17 protein-coding genes and 1 pseudogene are annotated in these 18060 nt (G+C 73.1%); 6 read left to right on the forward strand and 12 right to left on the reverse strand.

The window, feature by feature from the left end; genetic code table 11:
- Positions 1–24: 24 nt before the first annotated feature.
- From ACIQVL_RS27830 to ACIQVL_RS27855, 6 genes are all read right to left on the reverse strand, one after another.
- Complete coding sequence (locus ACIQVL_RS27830) at positions 25–951, reverse strand: dihydrodipicolinate synthase family protein (RefSeq protein WP_403443119.1); 927 nt, start codon at positions 949–951, stop codon at positions 25–27.
- Complete coding sequence (locus ACIQVL_RS27835; protein ID WP_403476667.1) at positions 951–2453, reverse strand: FAD-dependent oxidoreductase; 1503 nt, start codon at positions 2451–2453, stop codon at positions 951–953. Before ACIQVL_RS27835 ends, ACIQVL_RS27830 begins: the two co-directional genes overlap by 1 nt.
- On the reverse strand, positions 2446–2745 hold the full coding sequence (locus ACIQVL_RS27840; RefSeq protein ID WP_403443113.1) for a (2Fe-2S)-binding protein: 300 nt from the start codon (positions 2743–2745) through the stop codon (positions 2446–2448). Before ACIQVL_RS27840 ends, ACIQVL_RS27835 begins: the two co-directional genes overlap by 8 nt.
- Positions 2742–3893 carry an NAD(P)/FAD-dependent oxidoreductase gene (locus ACIQVL_RS27845; RefSeq protein ID WP_403443110.1) on the reverse strand — a complete coding sequence of 384 codons (1152 nt, stop codon included), beginning with the start codon at positions 3891–3893 and terminating at the stop codon, positions 2742–2744. Before ACIQVL_RS27845 ends, ACIQVL_RS27840 begins: the two co-directional genes overlap by 4 nt.
- 166 nt (positions 3894–4059) lie before the next feature.
- Positions 4060–5469, reverse strand: coding sequence for a VWA domain-containing protein (locus ACIQVL_RS27850; RefSeq protein ID WP_403476668.1), 1410 nt, complete (start codon positions 5467–5469; stop codon positions 4060–4062).
- Complete coding sequence (locus tag ACIQVL_RS27855) at positions 5466–6323, reverse strand: AAA family ATPase (RefSeq protein WP_403443105.1); 858 nt, start codon at positions 6321–6323, stop codon at positions 5466–5468. Before ACIQVL_RS27855 ends, ACIQVL_RS27850 begins: the two co-directional genes overlap by 4 nt.
- A 48-nt stretch (positions 6324–6371) precedes the next feature.
- On the opposite strand from ACIQVL_RS27855, the pseudogene ACIQVL_RS27860 reads away from it, so the two are divergent.
- The 6 genes and pseudogenes from ACIQVL_RS27860 to ACIQVL_RS27885 all read left to right on the forward strand — a co-directional run.
- A pseudogene (locus ACIQVL_RS27860) lies at positions 6372–6590 on the forward strand (hypothetical protein); the annotation flags it as partial.
- Positions 6591–6608: 18 nt separating this feature from the next.
- Complete coding sequence (locus tag ACIQVL_RS27865; RefSeq protein ID WP_403476835.1) at positions 6609–7040, forward strand: TetR/AcrR family transcriptional regulator; 432 nt, start codon at positions 6609–6611, stop codon at positions 7038–7040.
- Positions 7041–7099: 59 nt separating this feature from the next.
- The gene (locus ACIQVL_RS27870; RefSeq protein ID WP_403476669.1) at positions 7100–7780 is read left to right on the forward strand and encodes an ABC transporter permease; all 681 of its coding nucleotides are present in this window, start codon (positions 7100–7102) and stop codon (positions 7778–7780) included.
- Positions 7777–8448, forward strand: a complete 672-nt coding sequence (locus ACIQVL_RS27875; protein WP_403476670.1) for an ABC transporter permease — start codon at positions 7777–7779, stop codon at positions 8446–8448. Before ACIQVL_RS27870 ends, ACIQVL_RS27875 begins: the two co-directional genes overlap by 4 nt.
- The gene (locus ACIQVL_RS27880) at positions 8445–9383 is read left to right on the forward strand and encodes an ABC transporter substrate-binding protein (protein ID WP_403476671.1); all 939 of its coding nucleotides are present in this window, start codon (positions 8445–8447) and stop codon (positions 9381–9383) included. The genes ACIQVL_RS27875 and ACIQVL_RS27880 overlap by 4 nt, the downstream gene beginning before the upstream one ends.
- 56 nt (positions 9384–9439) lie before the next feature.
- Positions 9440–10045: a hypothetical protein gene (locus ACIQVL_RS27885; protein WP_403443094.1), complete on the forward strand. Its 606-nt coding sequence runs from the start codon at positions 9440–9442 to the stop codon at positions 10043–10045.
- Between the two features lie 20 nt (positions 10046–10065).
- Here ACIQVL_RS27885 and ACIQVL_RS27890 read toward each other — a convergent pair whose 3' ends face one another.
- The 6 genes from ACIQVL_RS27890 to ACIQVL_RS27915 all read right to left on the reverse strand — a co-directional run bounded on the left by ACIQVL_RS27890 (position 10066) and on the right by ACIQVL_RS27915 (position 17768).
- Complete coding sequence (locus tag ACIQVL_RS27890; RefSeq protein WP_403443091.1) at positions 10066–11220, reverse strand: betaine/proline/choline family ABC transporter ATP-binding protein; 1155 nt, start codon at positions 11218–11220, stop codon at positions 10066–10068.
- A 22-nt stretch (positions 11221–11242) separates the two neighbouring features.
- Positions 11243–11911 (reverse strand): lactate utilization protein C, encoded by a 669-nt coding sequence (locus tag ACIQVL_RS27895; protein ID WP_403476672.1) that lies wholly within the window; start codon positions 11909–11911, stop codon positions 11243–11245.
- Entirely contained in the window at positions 11908–13410 is a 1503-nt protein-coding gene (locus ACIQVL_RS27900) for a LutB/LldF family L-lactate oxidation iron-sulfur protein (RefSeq protein WP_403476673.1), read from the reverse strand. Before ACIQVL_RS27900 ends, ACIQVL_RS27895 begins: the two co-directional genes overlap by 4 nt.
- Complete coding sequence (locus ACIQVL_RS27905; RefSeq protein WP_403443082.1) at positions 13407–14162, reverse strand: (Fe-S)-binding protein; 756 nt, start codon at positions 14160–14162, stop codon at positions 13407–13409. Before ACIQVL_RS27905 ends, ACIQVL_RS27900 begins: the two co-directional genes overlap by 4 nt.
- A 121-nt stretch (positions 14163–14283) precedes the next feature.
- Complete coding sequence (locus tag ACIQVL_RS27910; protein WP_403476674.1) at positions 14284–15732, reverse strand: rhamnulokinase family protein; 1449 nt, start codon at positions 15730–15732, stop codon at positions 14284–14286.
- Entirely contained in the window at positions 15729–17768 is a 2040-nt protein-coding gene (locus tag ACIQVL_RS27915) for a bifunctional aldolase/short-chain dehydrogenase (protein WP_403443076.1), read from the reverse strand. The genes ACIQVL_RS27910 and ACIQVL_RS27915 overlap by 4 nt, the downstream gene beginning before the upstream one ends.
- Between the last annotated feature and the right edge of the window lie 292 nt (positions 17769–18060).

Consider the following 18060-nt stretch of genomic DNA (forward strand, 5'->3'; position numbering starts at 1 on the left):
CTCCTTGAGGGTGGGCGGGTCGGGTCACGCCAGTCCGGCCGCGACGGCCTTCTCGGTGGCCGCGCGGACCACGGCCTCCTGCTCGGGCAGCAGCGGCACGCGCGGCGGGCGGCAGGCACCGCCGTACCGGCCGACGATGTCCATGGACAACTTGATGGCCTGCACGAACTCGACCCTGGAGTCCCAGCGCAGCAGCGGATGCAACTGCGCGTACAACCGCCCGGCGGTGTCCAGGTCGCCGCGCACCGCCGCCCGGTACAGCTCGACCGACGCGGCCGGCAGCGCGTTCGGGTAACCGGCCACCCAGCCCTTGGCGCCCGCGATCGCCAGCTCCAGCAGGACGTCGTCGGCACCGATCAACAGGTCCAGCTCCGGGGCCAGTTCGGCCAGCCGGTAGGCGCGCCGGACATCTCCCGAGAACTCCTTGACGGCGTGGATGTACCCCTCGCCGTGCAGCTCGGCGAGGAGTTCCGGAACCAGGTCGACCTTGGTGTCGATGGGGTTGTTGTACGCCACCACCGGCACCCCCGCCTTCGCGACCTCCGCGTAGTGCGCCAGCACCGAGCGCTCGTCGGCACGGTAGGCGTTGGGCGGCAGCAGCATCACCGCCCCGCAGCCGGCGTCCCGGGCCTGCTCGGCCCAGCGGCGGGCCTCGGCCGAGCCGTAGGCGGCGACCCCGGGCATGACCCGCGCCCCGCCGACCGCGGCCACGGCGGTCTCGACGACCTTCGCGCGCTCCTCGGGGGTGAGTACCTGGTACTCACCGAGAGAGCCGTTCGGAACGACGCCGTCGCAGCCGTTCCCGACCAGCCAGGCGCAGTGCTCGGCGTACCTGTCGTGGTCGACGGAGAGGTCGTCGCGGAGCGGGAGGGCGGTGGCTACGAGGACGCCCCGCCAGGGGTGGGCGTGGGCGTGGGGGTGAGGGTGAAGGTGAGGGTGAGAGGTGGGCATCAGGGTTCCTCCGAGGGGGTCGGGTGGTCTGCGCCATCCGGGTGGTATGTGACATAGCACTGTGCGTCGTCGACCTCGTCGACCTCGTCGGCGTCACCGGCCCGCGCGAGCACCCCGAGCGGCACCGGCCGGGCGAACGGCCTGCGTGCCGCCGTCTCGGGGCAGCCGGCCAGCCCGGCGACCGCCGGCCCGCACATCCGCCCCTGGCACCAGCCCATCCCGGCCCGCGTGAGCAGTTTGACGGTCCGTACGTCTCCGGCGCCCAGCTCGGTCACGGCCCGCCGCACCGCCCCGCCGGTGACCTCCTCGCAGCGGCAGACGACCGTGTCGTCCGTGACCTGCTCGGTCCAGTGCGCGGGCGGCGCGTAGGCGTCGTCCATCGCCGCGGTGAACCGGCGCAGCGCGGCACGGGCCCGAGCGGCCCCCGCCCAGTCGCGCGGGTCCGGCTCCCGGCCCGACAGCCGCGCGGCGGCCGACCGGCCCGCAACGTGCCCTTCGGCGAGGGCGAGCACCGCGCCGCCGACGCCGGTGGCCTCGCCCGCCGCCCACACCCCCGGCACGTCGGTGCGCTGCTCGCCGTCCACGTGCACGGCGACCCCGTCGATCCGGCAGCCAAGGACCTCGGCGAGGTCGGTGTGCGGGAGCATGCCGTGCCCGACGGCCAGGGTGTCGCAGTCGATGTGCCGCCGGGTGCCCGGCCGTACCCGGCCCGCGGTGTCGAGCGCGGCGACGGTGACGGCTGCGAGCCGCTCGCCGCGCCGGTCGCCGTGGGCCTCGACGACGGTGTGGTGGACCAGGGTGCGTACCCCGTGGCGCAGCAACCGGGCCGCGTAGTGGGCGCCTTCGGCGAGCTTGGCCGGCCGGGCGGCCAGTGCGGGGGAGCGTCGTACGAAGTCCCGTGGGTCGGCGGACTCCACCAGCGCGGCCACCCGGGCGCCCGCCGCCGCGAGGCCGGTCGCGACCGGCAGCAGCAGTGGTCCGGTGCCGGCGACGACCGCGGTACGGCCCGGCAGTACCAGTCCGCCCTTCAGCATGGCCTGCGCCCCGCCCGCCGTGACGACACCGGGGAGGGTCCAGCCGGGGAAGGGCAGCACCTTCTCGTAGCCGCCGGTCGCCAGCAGCACCGCGTCCGCGCGCACCTCGACGGACTGCTCCTGCGCCGGACCGTGCAGCGCGTGCACGGTGAAACCGGACCGACGTCGCGTCACGCACCACACGTGATGGTCCCGCAGATGCGTCACCAGCCCTGGCGCGACGAGCCGGTGGAGGCCGTCGCGCAGCCGCTCCCAGTCGCGCCACTGGTGGTGCAGCGCCTGCGGGCGGCGGGCGCCCAGCCCGGCGGCGGGCTGCCGGTAGAACTGGCCGCCCGCCTCGGGCGCCGCGTCGACCAGGGTGACCCGCAGGCCGCCTCGGGCGGCTGCCAGGGTGGCGGCGAGACCGGCAGGGCCCGCACCGATCACGGCGAGGCGGGGTGCCGGCTCCTGCCCGTGCGCGTCACTCATCGTGCCCCGTCCCCTGCTGCGTGCGGATCGCGTCGCCGGGGTGCACGGGCACCACGCAAGCCCGTTGACCGGGGCGGTCGTTGACGGTGACCAGGCAGTCGAAGCAGACGCCGATCCCGCAGAAGACCCCGCGTGGACGGCCCTCGCCCCGGGTGGTCCGCCAGGACGTGACACCGGACGCCCAGAGCGCGGCCGCGACCGTCTGGCCCGGCAGTGCCACGATCTCGCGCCCGTCGAAGGTGACGGTGAAGGCCGGGCCGGGGCGGGCCTGCACCAACTCCAGGGGATTCACGGGCTCTCCTCGCCGAAACGCTCGGGACGGAACGGGGTCAGGTCCAGCTCGGGTGCCTTGCCGCTCAGTACCTGGGCGATCAACTGCCCGGTGCCGGTGGCCAGTCCGATGCCCGCGCCCTCGTGCCCGCAGGCGTGGAAGAGTCCGGGCGCCCGGGGGTCGGGGCCGATGGCGGGGAGGTGGTCGGGCAGATACGGGCGGAAACCCAGGTAGGTGCGCATCGCCCGGACCCCGGACAGGAAGGGGAACAGCCGGACGGCACCGGCCGCCAGCGCCCGTACGGCCGGCAGCGAGAACGACCGGTCGAAGCCGACGCGTTCCCGGCTCGCGCCGATCAGCACCGGCCCGGCGGCCGTGCCCTCGACGACCGGCGAGGTCTGCAGGGCGGCCGAGTCGCTGGCCACGTCGGCCACGTAGTCGGCGGCGTACACCTTGTGCCGTACCCGGCGCGGCAACGGCTCGGTGACCAGGACGAAGCCGCGCCGGGGGAGGACGGGCAGGTGCACACCCGCGAGGGCGGCCACCTCACCGCCCCAGGTCCCGGCCGCGTTCACCACGGCCGGGGCGTGGATGTCACCGCGGTCGGTACGGACGCCCCGTACGGCACCGTCGGCGCCCCGCAGCACCTCCGTCACCGCGCGGCCGGCCGACAGACGGGCGCCCGAGGCCCGTACGAGATGCGCGGCGGCCAGGGTCGGCATGACCTGGGCGTCCTGCGGGTAGTGCACGCCGCCCGCCAGGCCGGGTGCCAAGTACGGCTCCAGGTCGTGGAGCTGGTCCGCGTCGACGTTCTCCGCGGTCACCCCGGCGGCCCGTTGCCCGGCCGCGAGCCCTTCCAGGGCGGACAGTTCGCCGGGCCCGGCGGCGACGACCACCCCGCCCTTGGGCTCGTACTCGATCCGGTCGCCCAGCTCGCCGGCCAGGCCGGTCCACAACCGGCGGGAGAACAGGGCGAGTTCGAGCTCGGGGCCGGGTTCCTTGTCGGAGACGAGCAGATTGCCCTCACCGGCCCCGGTCGTGCCGCCGGCCACCGGCCCGCGATCCACCACGATGACGTCCAGCCCTGCCCGGGACGCGTAGAAGGCGCAGGCGGCGCCTGCCATGCCTGCCCCGATCACCACGACGTCGCAGGTCAGTCGCATGCTCACGGCAGTAATATGTCACATAGCGCAAGCGGGCGGGAAGACCGCCGACATCGTGCACGCCATAGCCGGCAGCATCGCGACGACATGGCGATGGACCACGCGAGAGCCACGGAGAGCTGAGAGCAGCCGACCGGTGCCGTCACCTTCGTGGGTGACGGCACCCGGTGTGTCAGACCGGCAGCAGCCGCGCGATCAGCCCGCCGAGCTGGCGGGCGGTGCGGCACTCGTGCATCTCCACCAGCTTCGCGTAGTCCGGCGCGGCCGAGTCCCCGGTGCCCCACAGGGAGTGCGGCTCGGGGTTCAGCCAGTAGACGCGCCGCGCCTGTCCGGCGATGCGGCGCACGGCGGCGAGGTTCGGGTCGAGGTTGTTGGTACGGGCGTCGCCGAGCACGAACACCGTGGTCCGCGGGCCCACGGCGGCGCCGTACCGCTCCGCGAACTCGCCCAGCGCCATGCCGTAGTCGCTGCTGCCGTGCCAGCCGGTGAGCGTCGCCTCGGCGCGGATCCGGGCGCCGAGCCCCTCCGGATCGGCCCGGCCGTGCTCCAGCAGGCCGGTCACCTCGTCGATCCGGTTGACGAACGCGAACACCCGGACCTTGCTGAACTGGTCGTGCAGCGCCTGCACCAGCAGCATCGTGAAGTCGGAGAACCCCGACACCGAGCCCGAGACGTCGCACAGCAGCACCAGTTCGGGGCGGACCGGGCGGCGTCGGCGCAGCACCGGCCGCATCGGCACCCCGCCCGTGGACAGCGAGCCGCGCAGGGTGCGCCGCAGGTCGATGCTGCCCCGCGCGGCCCGGCGGCGGCGCGCGGCCAGCCGGGTCGCCAGCTTCCGCGCCAACGGCTGCACGGTCCTGCGCAGTTCGGTGAGCTGCTCCCGCCCGGCGGACAGGAAGTCCACGCGGTCGGCGGTCGGCGCCACCGCCCGCCGGGCGATCTGATCCCGCCCGCGCCGCTCGGACACCCGCCGCCGGGCCTCGGCCGCGACCATGCCCCGGAAGGACTCGATCCGCCGCCGGATCTCGTCGTCGAGCAGCCGGTCCGTGAACCCGGAGCCGTTCCCGCCCCGCGCGCGGACATCCGCCCGCACCCGCGCGAGCAGCGTCTGCGGCCGCAGCCGGTCCAGGGTCTGGTACGACGACCAGCCGTCCGAACCCGGCGAACTCCCGTATCCGCCCAGTCCGCCCACCGCCTCGGCCGCCAACTGCCGCAGCAGCGCGGTGTCGTCGTCGGCGAGGGCGGCGGCGAGCCGCTCCCGAAGCTCCTCCCGGTCGCCGGACGGGTCACCGGAGCCGCCGCCGGGCGCACCGACCGCACGCGGGAAGTAGAGGTCGAAGACCTGGTCGAACACGGCCCGTTGCCCGGTGCCGTGCAGCAGGGTCGCGGCCAGCCCCTCGCGCAGCAGCTCCCGCTCCGCAAGACCCAGCGCCGCCACCGCCCGGCCCGCGTCCACGGTCTCCCCGGTGCCGACCCGCACCCCGTGCGCCCGCAGCGCGCCGACCAGTCCGGTCAGCCGGTCGGCGAGGTCGGCAGGGGCACCGCCCGGAGCGTCGGCCGGTGCGTCGGCCGGTGTGCTCACAGCGCGTCCAGGTCCAGCTTGGCGGCCGCCTTCTGGATGTCGTCCTGGTGCTTGAGGATCACGCCCAGGGAGTCCCGTACGACCTGCTCGTCCAGTGTGTCGGCGCCCAGGGCCAGCAGCGTGCGGGCCCAGTCGATCGTCTCCGCCACCGACGGGACCTTGCGCAGGTCCATCGCCCGCAGCGCCCCGACCACCCGGACCACGGACTCCGTGAGCGCCTCGCCGAGCCCCGGCACCTTCAGCCGTACGATCCGCCGCTCCAGCTCCTCCTCGGGGAAGCCGATGTGCAGGAACAGGCAGCGGCGGCGCAGCGCCTCGGACAGCTCACGGCTGGCGTTGGAGGTGAGGACGACGAAGGGGCGGCGGGTCGCGGTGACCGTGCCCAGCTCGGGGACGGTCACCTGGAAGTCGCTGAGCACCTCCAGGAGCAGGCCCTCCACCTCGACGTCGGCCTTGTCGGTCTCGTCGATCAGCAGCACCTTGGGGTCGTCGCCCCGGATCGCGGTGAGCAGCGGGCGGGGGAGCAGGAACTCCTCGCTGAAGATGTCGGTGCGGGCCTCGTCCCACGTCTCGTCCCGGCCGGCGCTGATCCGCAGCAGCTGCTTGGCGTGGTTCCACTCGTACAGCGCCCGGGACTCGTCCACGCCCTCGTAGCACTGCAGCCGCACCAGCCGGGCCCCGGCGACCTGGGCCACGGCCTTCGCCAGCTCGGTCTTGCCGACCCCGGCGGGGCCCTCGACGAGGAGCGGCTTGCCCAGCCGGTCGGCCAGGAAGACGGTGGTGGCGACGGCGGGGGAGGCGAGGTAGCCGGTCTCCGCGAGGCGGGCGGAGACGTCGTCGACGGAAGTGAACAACGGGGCCTCCGGCTGATCGGGGTCGGGGAACGCACGCAGGTGGGACGCGTGCGGGGAACAGGTCAGGGTTCCTATCTAAGCGCTTGTTCACCTCCCCTGCCACCCTGTATACCGATCGGTTTCCTCACACTGCCCCGCGCGGTAACCTCGGCCGTACGGCCACCACAGACAAGGCGTCCCCCCCGCGACCGCCTGCTCGACGCCGCCGGCGAGCTCTTCTACCGTGACGGCGTCTCCATCGGCGTCGAGGCGCTGTGCAGGTCCGCAGGGGTCTCGAAGCGCTCGATGTACCAGCTCTTCGGCAGCAAGGACGAGGTACTGGCCGCCAGCCTGGAACGGCGCAGGCCCTGGTACGAGACCCAGCTCAGGTCCCCGGACGGCGAGTCGGCCACCCCTCGCGAGCGGATCGGGTACGTGTTCCGGCGGGCGGAGGAGAGCGCGGCGGCCCCCGGCTACTGCGGCTGCCCGTCCCTGGCCGTCCTGGTCGAGCTGAAGGACAGCGAGCATCCCGCGAGCATGGTGGCCCGAGCGGCCAAGGAACTGCTGCGGGGCTACTTCGAGGAGCAGGCCGCGCAGGGCGGCGCGGCGGACCCGGCGCTGCTCGCCCAGCAGCTCATGCTGATCTTCGACGGGGCCGGCGCCCGGATCGAGCACCTCGACGACGGCCTGCTCACGCCGACGGCGACCACTCTGCTGGACGCGGCCGGCGTGAAGTAGCCGCCCGGACGGATCACCACAACGCGCCGGGCCGGCCGCCCGCCCGGTGCAATGGAGGCGTGACCGCGCCCCCGAACGACTGCCTCGCGCGCAACGAGTGGATCTGCGGCGCCTATCTCACCAGCCGCCGCCAGATCCTCCTCGACGCGGTCGGCCAGCACCTGCGGCTCACCGCGGTCTCGGTGCTCCTCGGACTCGTCATCGCCGTTCCGCTGGCGGTGCTCGCGCGCCGCTGGCGCTGGTCGGCCGGACCCGTCCTCGGCATCACGACCGTCCTCTACACCATCCCCTCCTTGGCGATGTTCTCCCTGCTCCTGCCCCTGTACGGCCTCTCGGCCACCCTCGTCGTCGCCGGCCTCGTCCTCTACTCGCTCACCCTGCTCGTGCGCAACATCCTCGCCGGCCTGCGCGCCGTCCCCGAGGAGACCCGGCAGGCCGCCCGCGGCCTCGGCTACGGCCCGATCCGCCTCCTGCTCACCGTCGAACTGCCCCTCGCGCTGCCCGCCGCGATGGCCGGCCTGCGCATCGCCACCGTCTCCGCGGTCTCCCTGGTCACCGTCGGCGCGATCGTCGGCTTCGGCGGGCTCGGCAACCTGATCTACGCCGGCATGAACACCTACTTCAAGGCCCAGGTGCTCACCGCCTCCGTGCTCTGCGTGCTGATCGCGGTCCTCGCCGACCTGCTGCTGCTCGGGGTGCAGCGACTGCTCACCCCGTGGACGCGGGCGGCCCGCGCGTGAAGACGCTCACCGGCGCCTGGGCCTGGCTCACCGACCCCGCGCACTGGTCCGGTGACGACGGCATCGGGCACCGGCTGCTCCAGCACCTCGTCCTCACCGTCGTCTGCCTGGTCATCAGCTGCCTGATCGCGCTCCCGGTCGCACTGGTCCTCGGCCACCTCGGCAGGGGCGGCGCGCTCGCCGTGAACATCTCCAACGTCGGCCGGGCCGTCCCCACCTTCGCCGTCCTGGTGCTGCTCCTGCTCACCCCGATCGGCAGATGGGGCGAGGGCCCCACGGTGGTCGCCCTGGTGCTGTTCGCCGTACCGCCCCTGCTCACCAACGCCTATGTCGGCATGCGCGAAGTCGACCGGAGCATCGTGCAGGCGGCCCGGGGGATGGGGATGACCGGGTGCCAGGTGTTGTGCCACGTGGAACTGCCCCTTTCGCTCCCCATGGTCCTCAACGGGGTGCGGATCGCAGCCGTCCAGCTCGTCGCCACGGCCACCATCGCCGCACTCGCCGGCGGCGGCGGACTCGGCCGGATCATCACCGCCGGGTTCAACCTGGCCAGCACCGCCATGGTGGTCGCCGGGGCGATCCTGGTCGCGGTCTTCGCCCTGCTCGTCGAGGGCGTCTTCGAACTCACCGAGCGCCTCGCCCCGGTCCGGCTGCGGGGCTCGCGATGAGACTCCGTACGGCGGCCGCCGCCGTACTCCTCGCCCTCACCGGGTGCACCACCGGACCCTCCCTGGAGGACCGCGGCGAGGTCACCGCGCCGCCGGGCGACAGCAGACACCTGACCATCGGCTCCGCGGGCTTCACCGAGAGCGACCTGCTCGCCCAGATGTACGCCCAGCTCCTGAACCAGGCCGGTTACCGGACCTCCCTCATCACCGTCGCCAACCGCGAACTCTACGAACCCGCCCTGGAGTCCGGGCAGATCGACGTGGTCCCCGAATACGCGGCCACCTTCGCCGACTGGCTCAACGCCAAGACCAACGGCCCCGACGCACCCCCCGTGGGCTCGCCCGACCTCGCCAGCACGATGAAGGCGCTGCGCGGCCTCGCCACCCCGCGTGGCCTCACCGTCCTCGACCCGGGCCGGGCGGTGGACCAGAACGCCTTCGCCGTCACCGCCGCCTACGCCCGGCAGCACCACCTCAGGACGCTCAGCGACCTCGGCGCCTCGGGCCTGAAGGTACGGCTCGCGGCGGGCGACGAATGCGTGCAGCGGCCGTACTGCGAACCGGGGCTCAAGAAGGTCTACGGCATCGACATCACCGGGATCGACCCCAAGGGCGTCGGCACCACCCAGGCCAAGCGGGCCGTGCAGAGCGGGCAGGACCAGATGGTGCTGACCACGACCACCGACGCGACGCTCGACCAGTTCGGCCTGGTCCTCCTCGCCGACGACAGGCACCTGCAGAACGCCGACTACATCGTCCCGGTCGTCAACCGCGCGCGGGCCGGCAGCGAGCGGGTCACCAAGGCGCTCGGCAGACTCAACGAGGTTCTGACGACGGCCGACCTGGCCGCGATGAACCAGCAGGTCGACAGCTGGCGCCGGCTGGCCCAGGACGTGGCCCGGACCTATCTGCAGGACAAGGGCCTGCTGAAGTGACGGCCGGTGCCGTGACGTCCGGGGCCGATGTCAGTGGCGGGCGGTACGTTCGGGGCATGGGGATCTATCTGGTGAGTGTCGGCGCGCAGGAGTGGCTCGACGGCGACGAGGGAGACGAGGACGAGGGCGGCCGGGGTGCCCTCGCCTCGGCCCTCAACGACGAGTTGCGGCGGCGCGGGCTGGCACCGTACGAGTCGGTGCCGGAGACGGCCGCCTTCGTGCGTGGCTCGGGGCTGTCGTTCGAGGAGAAGCTGGTGCCGTCCATGGCCGGGCTCACCGCCCTGTGCCAGGACCATCTCGCACCGCGCGAGACGGAGCTGCTGCTGGGCTGGTCGGTGCTGGTGCCGCTCTCCCTGGACGAGGAGATCAGGCTGCCGCTGAGCTCCGCCTACGACGATGAGACGGTGGTCGCCGGTGCCCCCGAGGTACTGGCCCTGGCACAACGGCTGGCGGCGGCGATCGGCCTTCCCATCGAGGCGATACCGGAGGCCTGCGACAACCTCGACCTGACCATGTGGTTCCTGGAGGGCCAGGCGAAGGAGACGGCCGAGTCCCGCCCCGGCCCGTGGGGCGAGGACCTGGACACCGCCTTCTACGTCGCGCTGTACCTGCGGGCCGCCCAGCACTCGCTGCGCCGCGGCTGCCCGATGACGTACTGCTGACGGCCACCGGGCGCCGCCGGTCAGGCGTCGGAGACCGAGTCGAACGGCACCTGGCCGCGCGGGACACCACGCGCCTCCGCGTCCACCGAGCGGCGCAGCGCCTCGTGCAGCTTGGCCGGGGTGAGGACACCGAGGAAGCGCGATCCGTCCAGCACCGCGACCCAACCGGCGTCGTGCTGGAGCATCACACCGAACGCCTGCTTCAGCGGGGCGCCCACCGGTACCCACGCGGTCATCCGGTGGGCGAGTCCGTCGATCGTGCCGCCCGCCGCCAGCTCGTCCCGGCCGACCCAGCCGTGCAGGTCGCCGTGCCGGTCCAGGACCACCGCCCACCGGGCGCCCTCCGCCCGCAGCCGCGCGGCGGCGTGCTCGGCGGACTCGCCCAGGCGGGCGACCGGCGGCTGCTCCAGGTCGTCCGGCTCGATGTCGGTCACCGACAGCCGCTTCAGCCCGCGGTCCGCGCCCACGAACCCGGCCACGTACGGCGTGGCCGGCCTGCCCAGAACCGTACCCGGAGTGTCGAACTGCTCGATCCGGCCCTGTCCGTACACCGCGATCCGGTCGCCGAGCCGCACCGCCTCCTCGATGTCGTGCGTGACCAGCAGCACCGTCTTGCGCACGGCGGCCTGCATCCGGAGGAACTCGTCCTGCAACTGCTCGCGCACCACCGGGTCGACCGCGCCGAACGGCTCGTCCATCAGCAGCACCGGGGGATCGGCGGCGAGCGCCCGGGCCACGCCGACGCGCTGCCGCTGGCCGCCGGAGAGCTGGTCCGGGTAGCGCGGCCCGTACGTCTTCGGGTCCAGGCCGACGAGGTCGAGCAGTTCGGCGGCGCGGGCCCGCGCCCTGTCCCGTCTCCAGCCGAGCAGGGCCGGGACGGTCGCGGTGTTGTCGAGGATCGTGCGGTGCGGGAACAGGCCCACCTGCTGGATGACATAGCCGATCCGGCGCCGCAGCCGCACCGGGTCGACGCCCGCGACGTCCGCGCCGTCGACGAGGATCCGGCCCGACGTCGGTTCGATCAGCCGGTTGACCATCATCATCGTCGTGGTCTTGCCGCAGCCGGAGGGGCCGACGAGCGTGACGAGTTCACCCTCGGTCACCTCGAAGGAGAGCCCGTCCACCGCGGTCGTCCCGTCCGCGTACCGCTTCGTGACCTGCTCGAACCGGATCATTCCCTCACGGTAACCGCGACCGTCATGATCCGCCCGTACCGGCCTCGGCGCCCTGCGAGCCGCCGCCGACGAGCACCACCTCCAGGGTGCGCGGGCCGTGCACCCCCTCGACCCGGTCCAGCTCGATGTCACTGGTGGCCGAAGGGCCGGAGATCCAGGTCAACGGGCGGGCCGGGTCGAGCCGTTCGAGGGCCTGGGGCACGGACGACACGACCTGGTCCGGGACCCGTACGACGCAGATGTGGTGATCGGGCACGAGGGTGATCCGGCGGCGGCCCTGGCCCGGGCCGCCGTCCAGGACGATCGTCCCGGTCTCGGCGATCGCCACCGCACAGCCGGTGACCACGCTGCCGACCCGGTCCAGTTCGTGCGGGGTGCTCCCGGCACGGTCCTCGACCTGCTCGGCCCCGGTCGCCGCGAGCCACTCCGGGGGGAGCCCGGTGGGCACGGCCACCGTCCCCGAACCGCGCTCGGCGACCAACCGCCCGATCGTGGCGGCCAGTTCGTCCTCCGTGCACCGGTGCACGAGCGCCCGGTAGTCCGCCAGGTTCTCGGCGAGCAGCTCCACCGTCTCCGCGACGCTCCGCTGCCCGTGCTCGCGCAGATACGTCCGCTCGAGAGGCGGGTCCTCGTCCCGCACCCCGTCCAGCGCCCGCCGTACCCGGCCCAGGATCCGCTCCCTGCTGCTCACTTCGCCCCGCCCTTCCCGCCGCCGGTCCGCTGCCACCAGTCCCGGAACGGCTCCGCCGGTACGGCGGGCAGGTCCCGGGCCCCGGTCCACGCCCGGCCGGGACCGGGCAGCGTACGGGGATGCAGGCGGCGGCTGCGGGACGCGAGCCGCTGGCCGGTGCGCAGGGCGGCCGGGTGGGAGAACGCCCAGCGGGCCGCCCGCATCGCCGCCCGCTCGGCCGCGTGCCCCTTGGCCGGCTTGAGCAGCACCTTGTTGCCGTTCCGGACCGCCTCACCGCCCTCGACGACCCGTTCACGCAGGTGCACCAGCACCTCGGGGATGTCGATGGCGACCGGGCAGACCTCGTAGCAGGCCCCGCACAGCGATGACGCGTAGGGCAGGGAGGCGTCGATCTCGCTCGCGGTGCCCCGCAGCTGGGGGCTGAGGATGGCGCCGATCGGGCCCGGGTAGACCGAGCCGTAGGCGTGGCCGCCGGCCCGCTCGTAGACCGGGCAGACGTTGAGGCAGGCCGAGCAGCGGATGCAGCGCAGGGCCTGGCGGCCGACCTCGTCGGCGAGGGTGTCGGTGCGGCCGTTGTCCAGCAGCACGAGGTGGAAGGTCCGCGGTCCGTCGCCGTCGGTGGTGCCGGTCCACGTCGAGGTGTACGGGTTCATCCGTTCGGCGGTGGAGGAGCGGGGGAGGGTCTGCAGGAAGACCTCCAGGTCCTGCCAGGTGGGCACGGTCTTCTCGATGCCGACGACCGAGATCAGCGTCTCCGGGAGGGTGAGGCACATCCGCCCGTTGCCCTCGGACTCCACGACGACCAGGGTGCCGGTCTCGGCGACCATGAAGTTGGCGCCGGAGATGCCGACCTTCGCGCGCAGGAACTTCTCGCGCAGGTGGAGCCGGGCCGCCTCCGCGAGCTCGGCCGGGGTGTCGGTGAGCCCCTCGGGCGCGGGGCGCCCCCACTCGCCCATCTCACTGCGGAAGATGTCCCTGATCTCACCCCGGTTGCGGTGGATCGCGGGGACCAGGATGTGGGAGGGCCGGTCGTGGCCCAACTGCACGATCAGCTCGGCGAGATCGGTCTCGTAGGCCCGGATGCCCGCGGCCTCCAGCGCCTCGTTCAGGCCGATCTCCTGGGTGGCCATCGACTTGACCTTCACGACCTCCGACTCACCGGTCTGCCTGACCAGTTCGGTGACGATCCGGTTCGCCTCCTCGGCGTCGGCGGCCCAGTGGACCGTACCGCCCGCCACCGTCACCGCCTCCTCCAACTGGACGAGGTAGCGGTCGAGATGACGGAGCGTGTGGTCCTTGATCTGCTTGCCCGCCTCGCGCAGCGCGGCCCAGTCGGACACCTCGGCGACCGCCCTGGCCCGCTTGGCGCGGATGGTGTGCGTGGCGTGCCGCAGGTTCCCGCGCAGGACGGGGTTGTTGACGGCCTCGTGCGCGGCCTTCGGGAAGGCCGGGTGGGTGGGCGGGGGAAACCCGGGCATCCCCAGATACGTCCCGTTCATGCGGCCGGGTCCTCCTCGGTGCTCGCCAGGATCTCCGCGATGTGTACCGGCCGCAGTCCGCTGCCGAGCCGGGTCATGGTGCCGCCGATGTGCATGAGGCAGGAGTTGTCGGCCGCGCACAGTACCTCCGCGCCGGTCGACTCGGCGTTGCGCACCTTGTCCGTGCCCATCGCCGCCGAGACGTCGGAGTTCTTCACCGAGAACGTGCCGCCGAACCCGCAGCACTCCTCGGCGCCCGGCAGCTCCACCAGCTCCAGGCCCTTGACGGCCTGGAGGAGGCGGCGGGGGCGGTCGCCCAGACCCAGACTCCGCAGCCCGTGGCAGGTCGGGTGGTATGTGACATGGTGCGGATAATATGCCCCGACGTCCGTCACCCCCAGGACGTCCACCAGGAACTCCGTCAGCTCGTACGTCTTCGGCACCACCGGCGCCAGCGCAGCCGCCAGCCCGCCCCCGCGCCCCTCCGCCCGCGCCCGCTCGCCCATCCGCGGATACAGCTCCCGCACCATCGCGCCGCAGGACCCGGACGGGGTCACGATCGCCTCGTACTCACCGAATACATCGGAGAAATGCCGGGCCAGCGGCTCCGCCTCGTGGCGGTAGCCGGTGTTGTAGTGGGCCTGCCCGCAACAGGTCTGCGCCATCGGGAAATCGACCTCGACGCCCAGTCTGGTCAGGAGTTTCACCATGGCGCGGCCGGTGTCCGGATAGAGCGTGTCGTTGACGCAGGTCAGGAAGAGAGCGACACGCATCGCGGCTCCTATGGGTCGATCATCGGATGAGTGCAGCCTAATGGGCCGATTCGATCAGCGGGAGACCCGGTCACGGCGCGGCGGGTGACGAGCCGCCGCCGAGCACCCTGGCGGCGGTTCGTCACCCGGTGGCCAGCCGTGCCTCGGCCGCCTCCCAGCCGGCGGTGTCGCCCCGCGGCGCGTACCGGGTCAGCGGCTGGGTGCGGGTGAGCAGCCGCCGCATGTCGGCCAGGTTGCCGACGGCACCGTGCGCGCGGGCCTGGACCAGCACGTTCCCGAGGGCGGCCGCCTCGGCCGGCCCCGCCACCACCGGCAGCCCGCAGGCATCGGCGGTGAGCTGGCAGAGCAGCGCGTTGCGGGCGCCGCCGCCCACCACGTACACCGTGTCCACCGGATGGCCGGCGAGCCGCTGCGCATCCGCGACCGCCCGCCGGTGGGCCAGCGCCAGCGAGTCGAGAATGCACCGGGTGATCTCGCCGGGCGTCCGCGGCACCGGCTGCCCGGAGGCCCGGCACGCCTCGCCGATCCGCTCCGGCATCCGCCCGGGTGCCAGGAACCCGGCATCGCCCGCGTCCACCACCGAGCGCAGCGCAGCCACCCCGGCCGCCTCCCGCAGCAACCCGTCCAGCTCCGGGTCGCCCCAGGCCCGTACGCACTCCTGGAGCAGCCACAGCCCCATGATGTTGCGCAGATAGCGGACCGTGCCGTCGAGCCCCAGTTCGTTGGTGAAGTTGGCGGCCCGGCTCTCCTCGGTCAGCACGGGAGCCGACAGCTCGAGCCCGGCCAGCGACCAGGTGCCGGTGCAGATGTAGGCGAACCGTTCGCCGAGCGCCGGTACGGCGGCCACCGCCGACGCCGTGTCGTGCGAGCCGACCGCGGTCACCGGCACCGGCCCGGTCAGCCCCGTCTCCTCCAGAACCTCGGGTCGCAGCACCCCGGCGGGATCCCCGGGCCGCCGCAGCGGCGCGAACAGCCCGAGGTCGATCCCCACCCGGTCCGCGACCTCGTACGACCACTTGCGCGTCCGGGGGTCGATCAGCTGGGTGGTGGAGGCGTTGGTCAGCTCGGTGCCCTGCTCGCCGGTCAGCCAGTACGACAGCAGGTCGGGGACGAGCAACAGCCGCTCGGCGTGTGCGAACTGGGCGCCCGACCGCGCGGCCACCAGCTGGTAGAGGGTGTTGAAGGGCGCGTACTGGAGCCCGGTGCGGGCGTACAGCTCCGCCGCCGGCACCCTCGCCCACACCTGCTCGGCGACACCCTCGGTCCGCGCGTCCCGGTAGTGCACCGGGTTGCCGAGCAGGGCCCCGTCGGCGTCCAGCAGACCGTAGTCCACGGCCCAGCTGTCGATGCCGACGGAATCCACCTGACCGGCGGCCCGCAGTCCGTCCAACACCCCTGCGTAGAGGCCGAGTACGTCCCAGCGCAGCCCTTCCGGTACCCGCACCGGCCGGTTCGCGAACCGGTGCGCCTCGGTCAGCTCCAGCGAGTCCGGCCCCACCCGCCCGACCATGACCCGTCCGCTGGACGCGCCCAGGTCGACCGCCGCGTACGCCTTCACACCGCCGCTCATCGCAGGAACGCGGCCGCCACACCCGCGTCGACGGGCACGTGCAGCCCGGTGGTGTGGGTGAGTTCGCCACCTGTCAGCGCGAACACCGCGTTCGCCACGTGCTCGGGCAGCACCTCACGCTTGAGGATGGTCCGCTGCGCGTAGAACTCGCCCAGCTTCGACTCCTCCACCCCGTACACGGCGGCCCGCTGGGCCCCCCACCCCCCGGCGAAGATCCCCGACCCGCGCACCACACCGTCCGGGTTGACCCCGTTGACACGAATGCCGTGCTCACCCAACTCGGCGGCCAGCAACCGCACCTGGTGCGCCTGGTCGGCCTTCGTCGCCGAGTAGGCGATGTTGTTCGGCCCGGCGAACACGGCGTTCTTCGACGCGATGTAGACGATGTCACCGCCGATCCCCTGCGCGGTCATCACCCGGGCCGCCTCCCGCGACACCAGGAAGGACCCGCGGGCCATGATGTCGTGCTGGAGGTCCCAGTCCCGCGCCGAAGTCTCCAGCAGCGGCTTGGAGATGGAGATCCCGGCGTTGTTGACGACCAGGTCGACCCCGCCGAAGGCCAGCACGGCGGCCCGGAAGGCGGCGACGATCTGCTCCTCGTCCGTCACGTCGACGGTGACCGCGACGGCCCTGTCGGCCCCGCCGAGTTCCTCCGCCACCGCGGCCGCGCCCTCGGCATTGAGATCCGCGACGACGACACAGGCCCCCTCGGCCGCCAGCCGGTGCGCGATCGCCCTCCCGATCCCGCTCCCTGCTCCGGTCACCAACGCCACCCGGGTCGCAAGCGCCTTCGGCCTCGGCATCCGCAGGAGTTTGGCCTCCTCCAGCGCCCAGTACTCGATCCGGAACTTCTCCGACTCCTCGATCGGCGCGTACGCCGACACGGCTTCGGCGCCGTGCATCACGTTGATGGCGTTCACGTAGAACTCGCCGGCCACCCGCGCCGTCTGCTTGTCCTTGCCGAAGCTGAACATGCCGACGCCCGGCACGAGCACGATCGCCGGGTCGGCGCCGCGCATGGCGGGGGAGTCGGGCAGGGCGTGCCGCCGGTAGTAGGCGGCGTACTCCTCCCGGTACTCGGCGTGCAGCTCGCGCAGCCGCGCCACGGCTTCCTCCACCGCTGCGGTCGGCGGCAGGTCGAGCACGAGCGGCCGTACCTTCGTCCGCAGGAAGTGGTCCGGGCAGGAGGTGCCCAGCGCGGCGAGCCGCGGATGCTCGGCCCGCGCCAGGAAGTCGAGGACGACGTCGGAGTCGGTGAAGTGCCCGACCTGTGCCCGGTCCTGGGAGGCGAGCGCCCGGACGTACGGCGCGAGGGCCGCGGCCCGCTCCCGCCGTTCGGCCTCGGGCAGCGCGCCGTACCCCTCGACCACGGGCCCGAACGGCTCCGCCTTCCCGCGCTCCGCCAGGAACTTCTCGGCGGTGCGGATGATGTGCAGCGAGTTCCGCTCGCACTCCTCGGAGCTGTCGCCCCAGGCGGTGATCCCGTGCCCGCCCAGGACGCAGCCGATCGCCTGCGGGTTGGCGGCCTTGACGGCGGCGATGTCCAGCCCCAGCTGGAACCCCGGCCGCCGCCACGGCACCCACACCACGCTGTCCCCAAAGCACTCGGCGGTCAGCTTCTCCCCGTCCGCCGCACAGGCGAGCGCGATCCCGGAGTCCGGGTGCAGATGGTCCACGTGCGGGGCGTCGACGAGCCCGTGCATGGCGGTGTCGATGGACGGCGCGGCCCCGCCCCTGCCGTGCAGGCAGTAGTCGAAGGCGGCGACCATCTCGTCCTCGCGCTCGACCCCCGGATAGACACCGGTCAGTGCCCGCAGCCGGTCGAGCCGCAGCACGGCGAGGCCGCCCTCGGTGAGCGTCCCGAGATCCCCGCCGGACCCCTTCACCCACATCAGCTCGACATCACCGCCGGTGACGGGATCGGGGGCGGTGCCCTTCGCGGAGGCGTTGCCGCCGGCGTAGTTGGTGTTGCGGGGGTCGGCGCCGAGCCGATGGGAGCGGTCGAGGAGGGCGGCGGCTTCGGAGTGGACGGTCATGGGACTTCCTAGCGGTTTCGGTGAACGGTATGACAACACGCCGCGAAACGGGCGCGGAGCAGTATCGACATGCGGCCCGGCCCGTCGCGTCCATGATGTCGACGCCCTTCGGCCAGGACCGGCATGACCACCTCTGAACACTTCCCTGAATCGTTTCAGGGAAGTTATCCACAGCGCTCCGGCGACGTCAAGACGTCTGCGCGACCACCTTCGGATCGGTTCGTGAAAGGCGGATCTCCCGCATCGGAAACGTTGACGGGAGGTGGTGTCGGCCTTACGGTGCCATGAAACG

The organism is Streptomyces sp. NPDC090499 (assembly GCF_044769305.1).
GTDB lineage: Bacteria > Actinomycetota > Actinomycetes > Streptomycetales > Streptomycetaceae > Streptomyces.

Excerpts from the sequence above, each read along its gene's own strand:
- ACIQVL_RS27830 (WP_403443119.1), bottom strand. The coding sequence starts at position 951 with ATGCCCACCTCTCACCCTCACCTTCACCCTCACCCCCACGCCCACGCC.
- ACIQVL_RS27835 (WP_403476667.1), bottom strand. The coding sequence starts at position 2,453 with ATGAGTGACGCGCACGGGCAGGAGCCGGCACCCCGCCTCGCCGTGATC.
- ACIQVL_RS27865 (WP_403476835.1), top strand. The coding sequence starts at position 6,609 with ATGTACCAGCTCTTCGGCAGCAAGGACGAGGTACTGGCCGCCAGCCTG.
- ACIQVL_RS27880 (WP_403476671.1), top strand. The coding sequence starts at position 8,445 with ATGAGACTCCGTACGGCGGCCGCCGCCGTACTCCTCGCCCTCACCGGG.
- ACIQVL_RS27885 (WP_403443094.1), top strand. The coding sequence starts at position 9,440 with ATGGGGATCTATCTGGTGAGTGTCGGCGCGCAGGAGTGGCTCGACGGC.
- ACIQVL_RS27890 (WP_403443091.1), bottom strand. The coding sequence starts at position 11,220 with ATGATCCGGTTCGAGCAGGTCACGAAGCGGTACGCGGACGGGACGACC.
- ACIQVL_RS27900 (WP_403476673.1), bottom strand. The coding sequence starts at position 13,410 with ATGAACGGGACGTATCTGGGGATGCCCGGGTTTCCCCCGCCCACCCAC.
- ACIQVL_RS27905 (WP_403443082.1), bottom strand. The coding sequence starts at position 14,162 with ATGCGTGTCGCTCTCTTCCTGACCTGCGTCAACGACACGCTCTATCCG.
- ACIQVL_RS27910 (WP_403476674.1), bottom strand. The coding sequence starts at position 15,732 with ATGAGCGGCGGTGTGAAGGCGTACGCGGCGGTCGACCTGGGCGCGTCC.
- ACIQVL_RS27915 (WP_403443076.1), bottom strand. The coding sequence starts at position 17,768 with ATGACCGTCCACTCCGAAGCCGCCGCCCTCCTCGACCGCTCCCATCGG.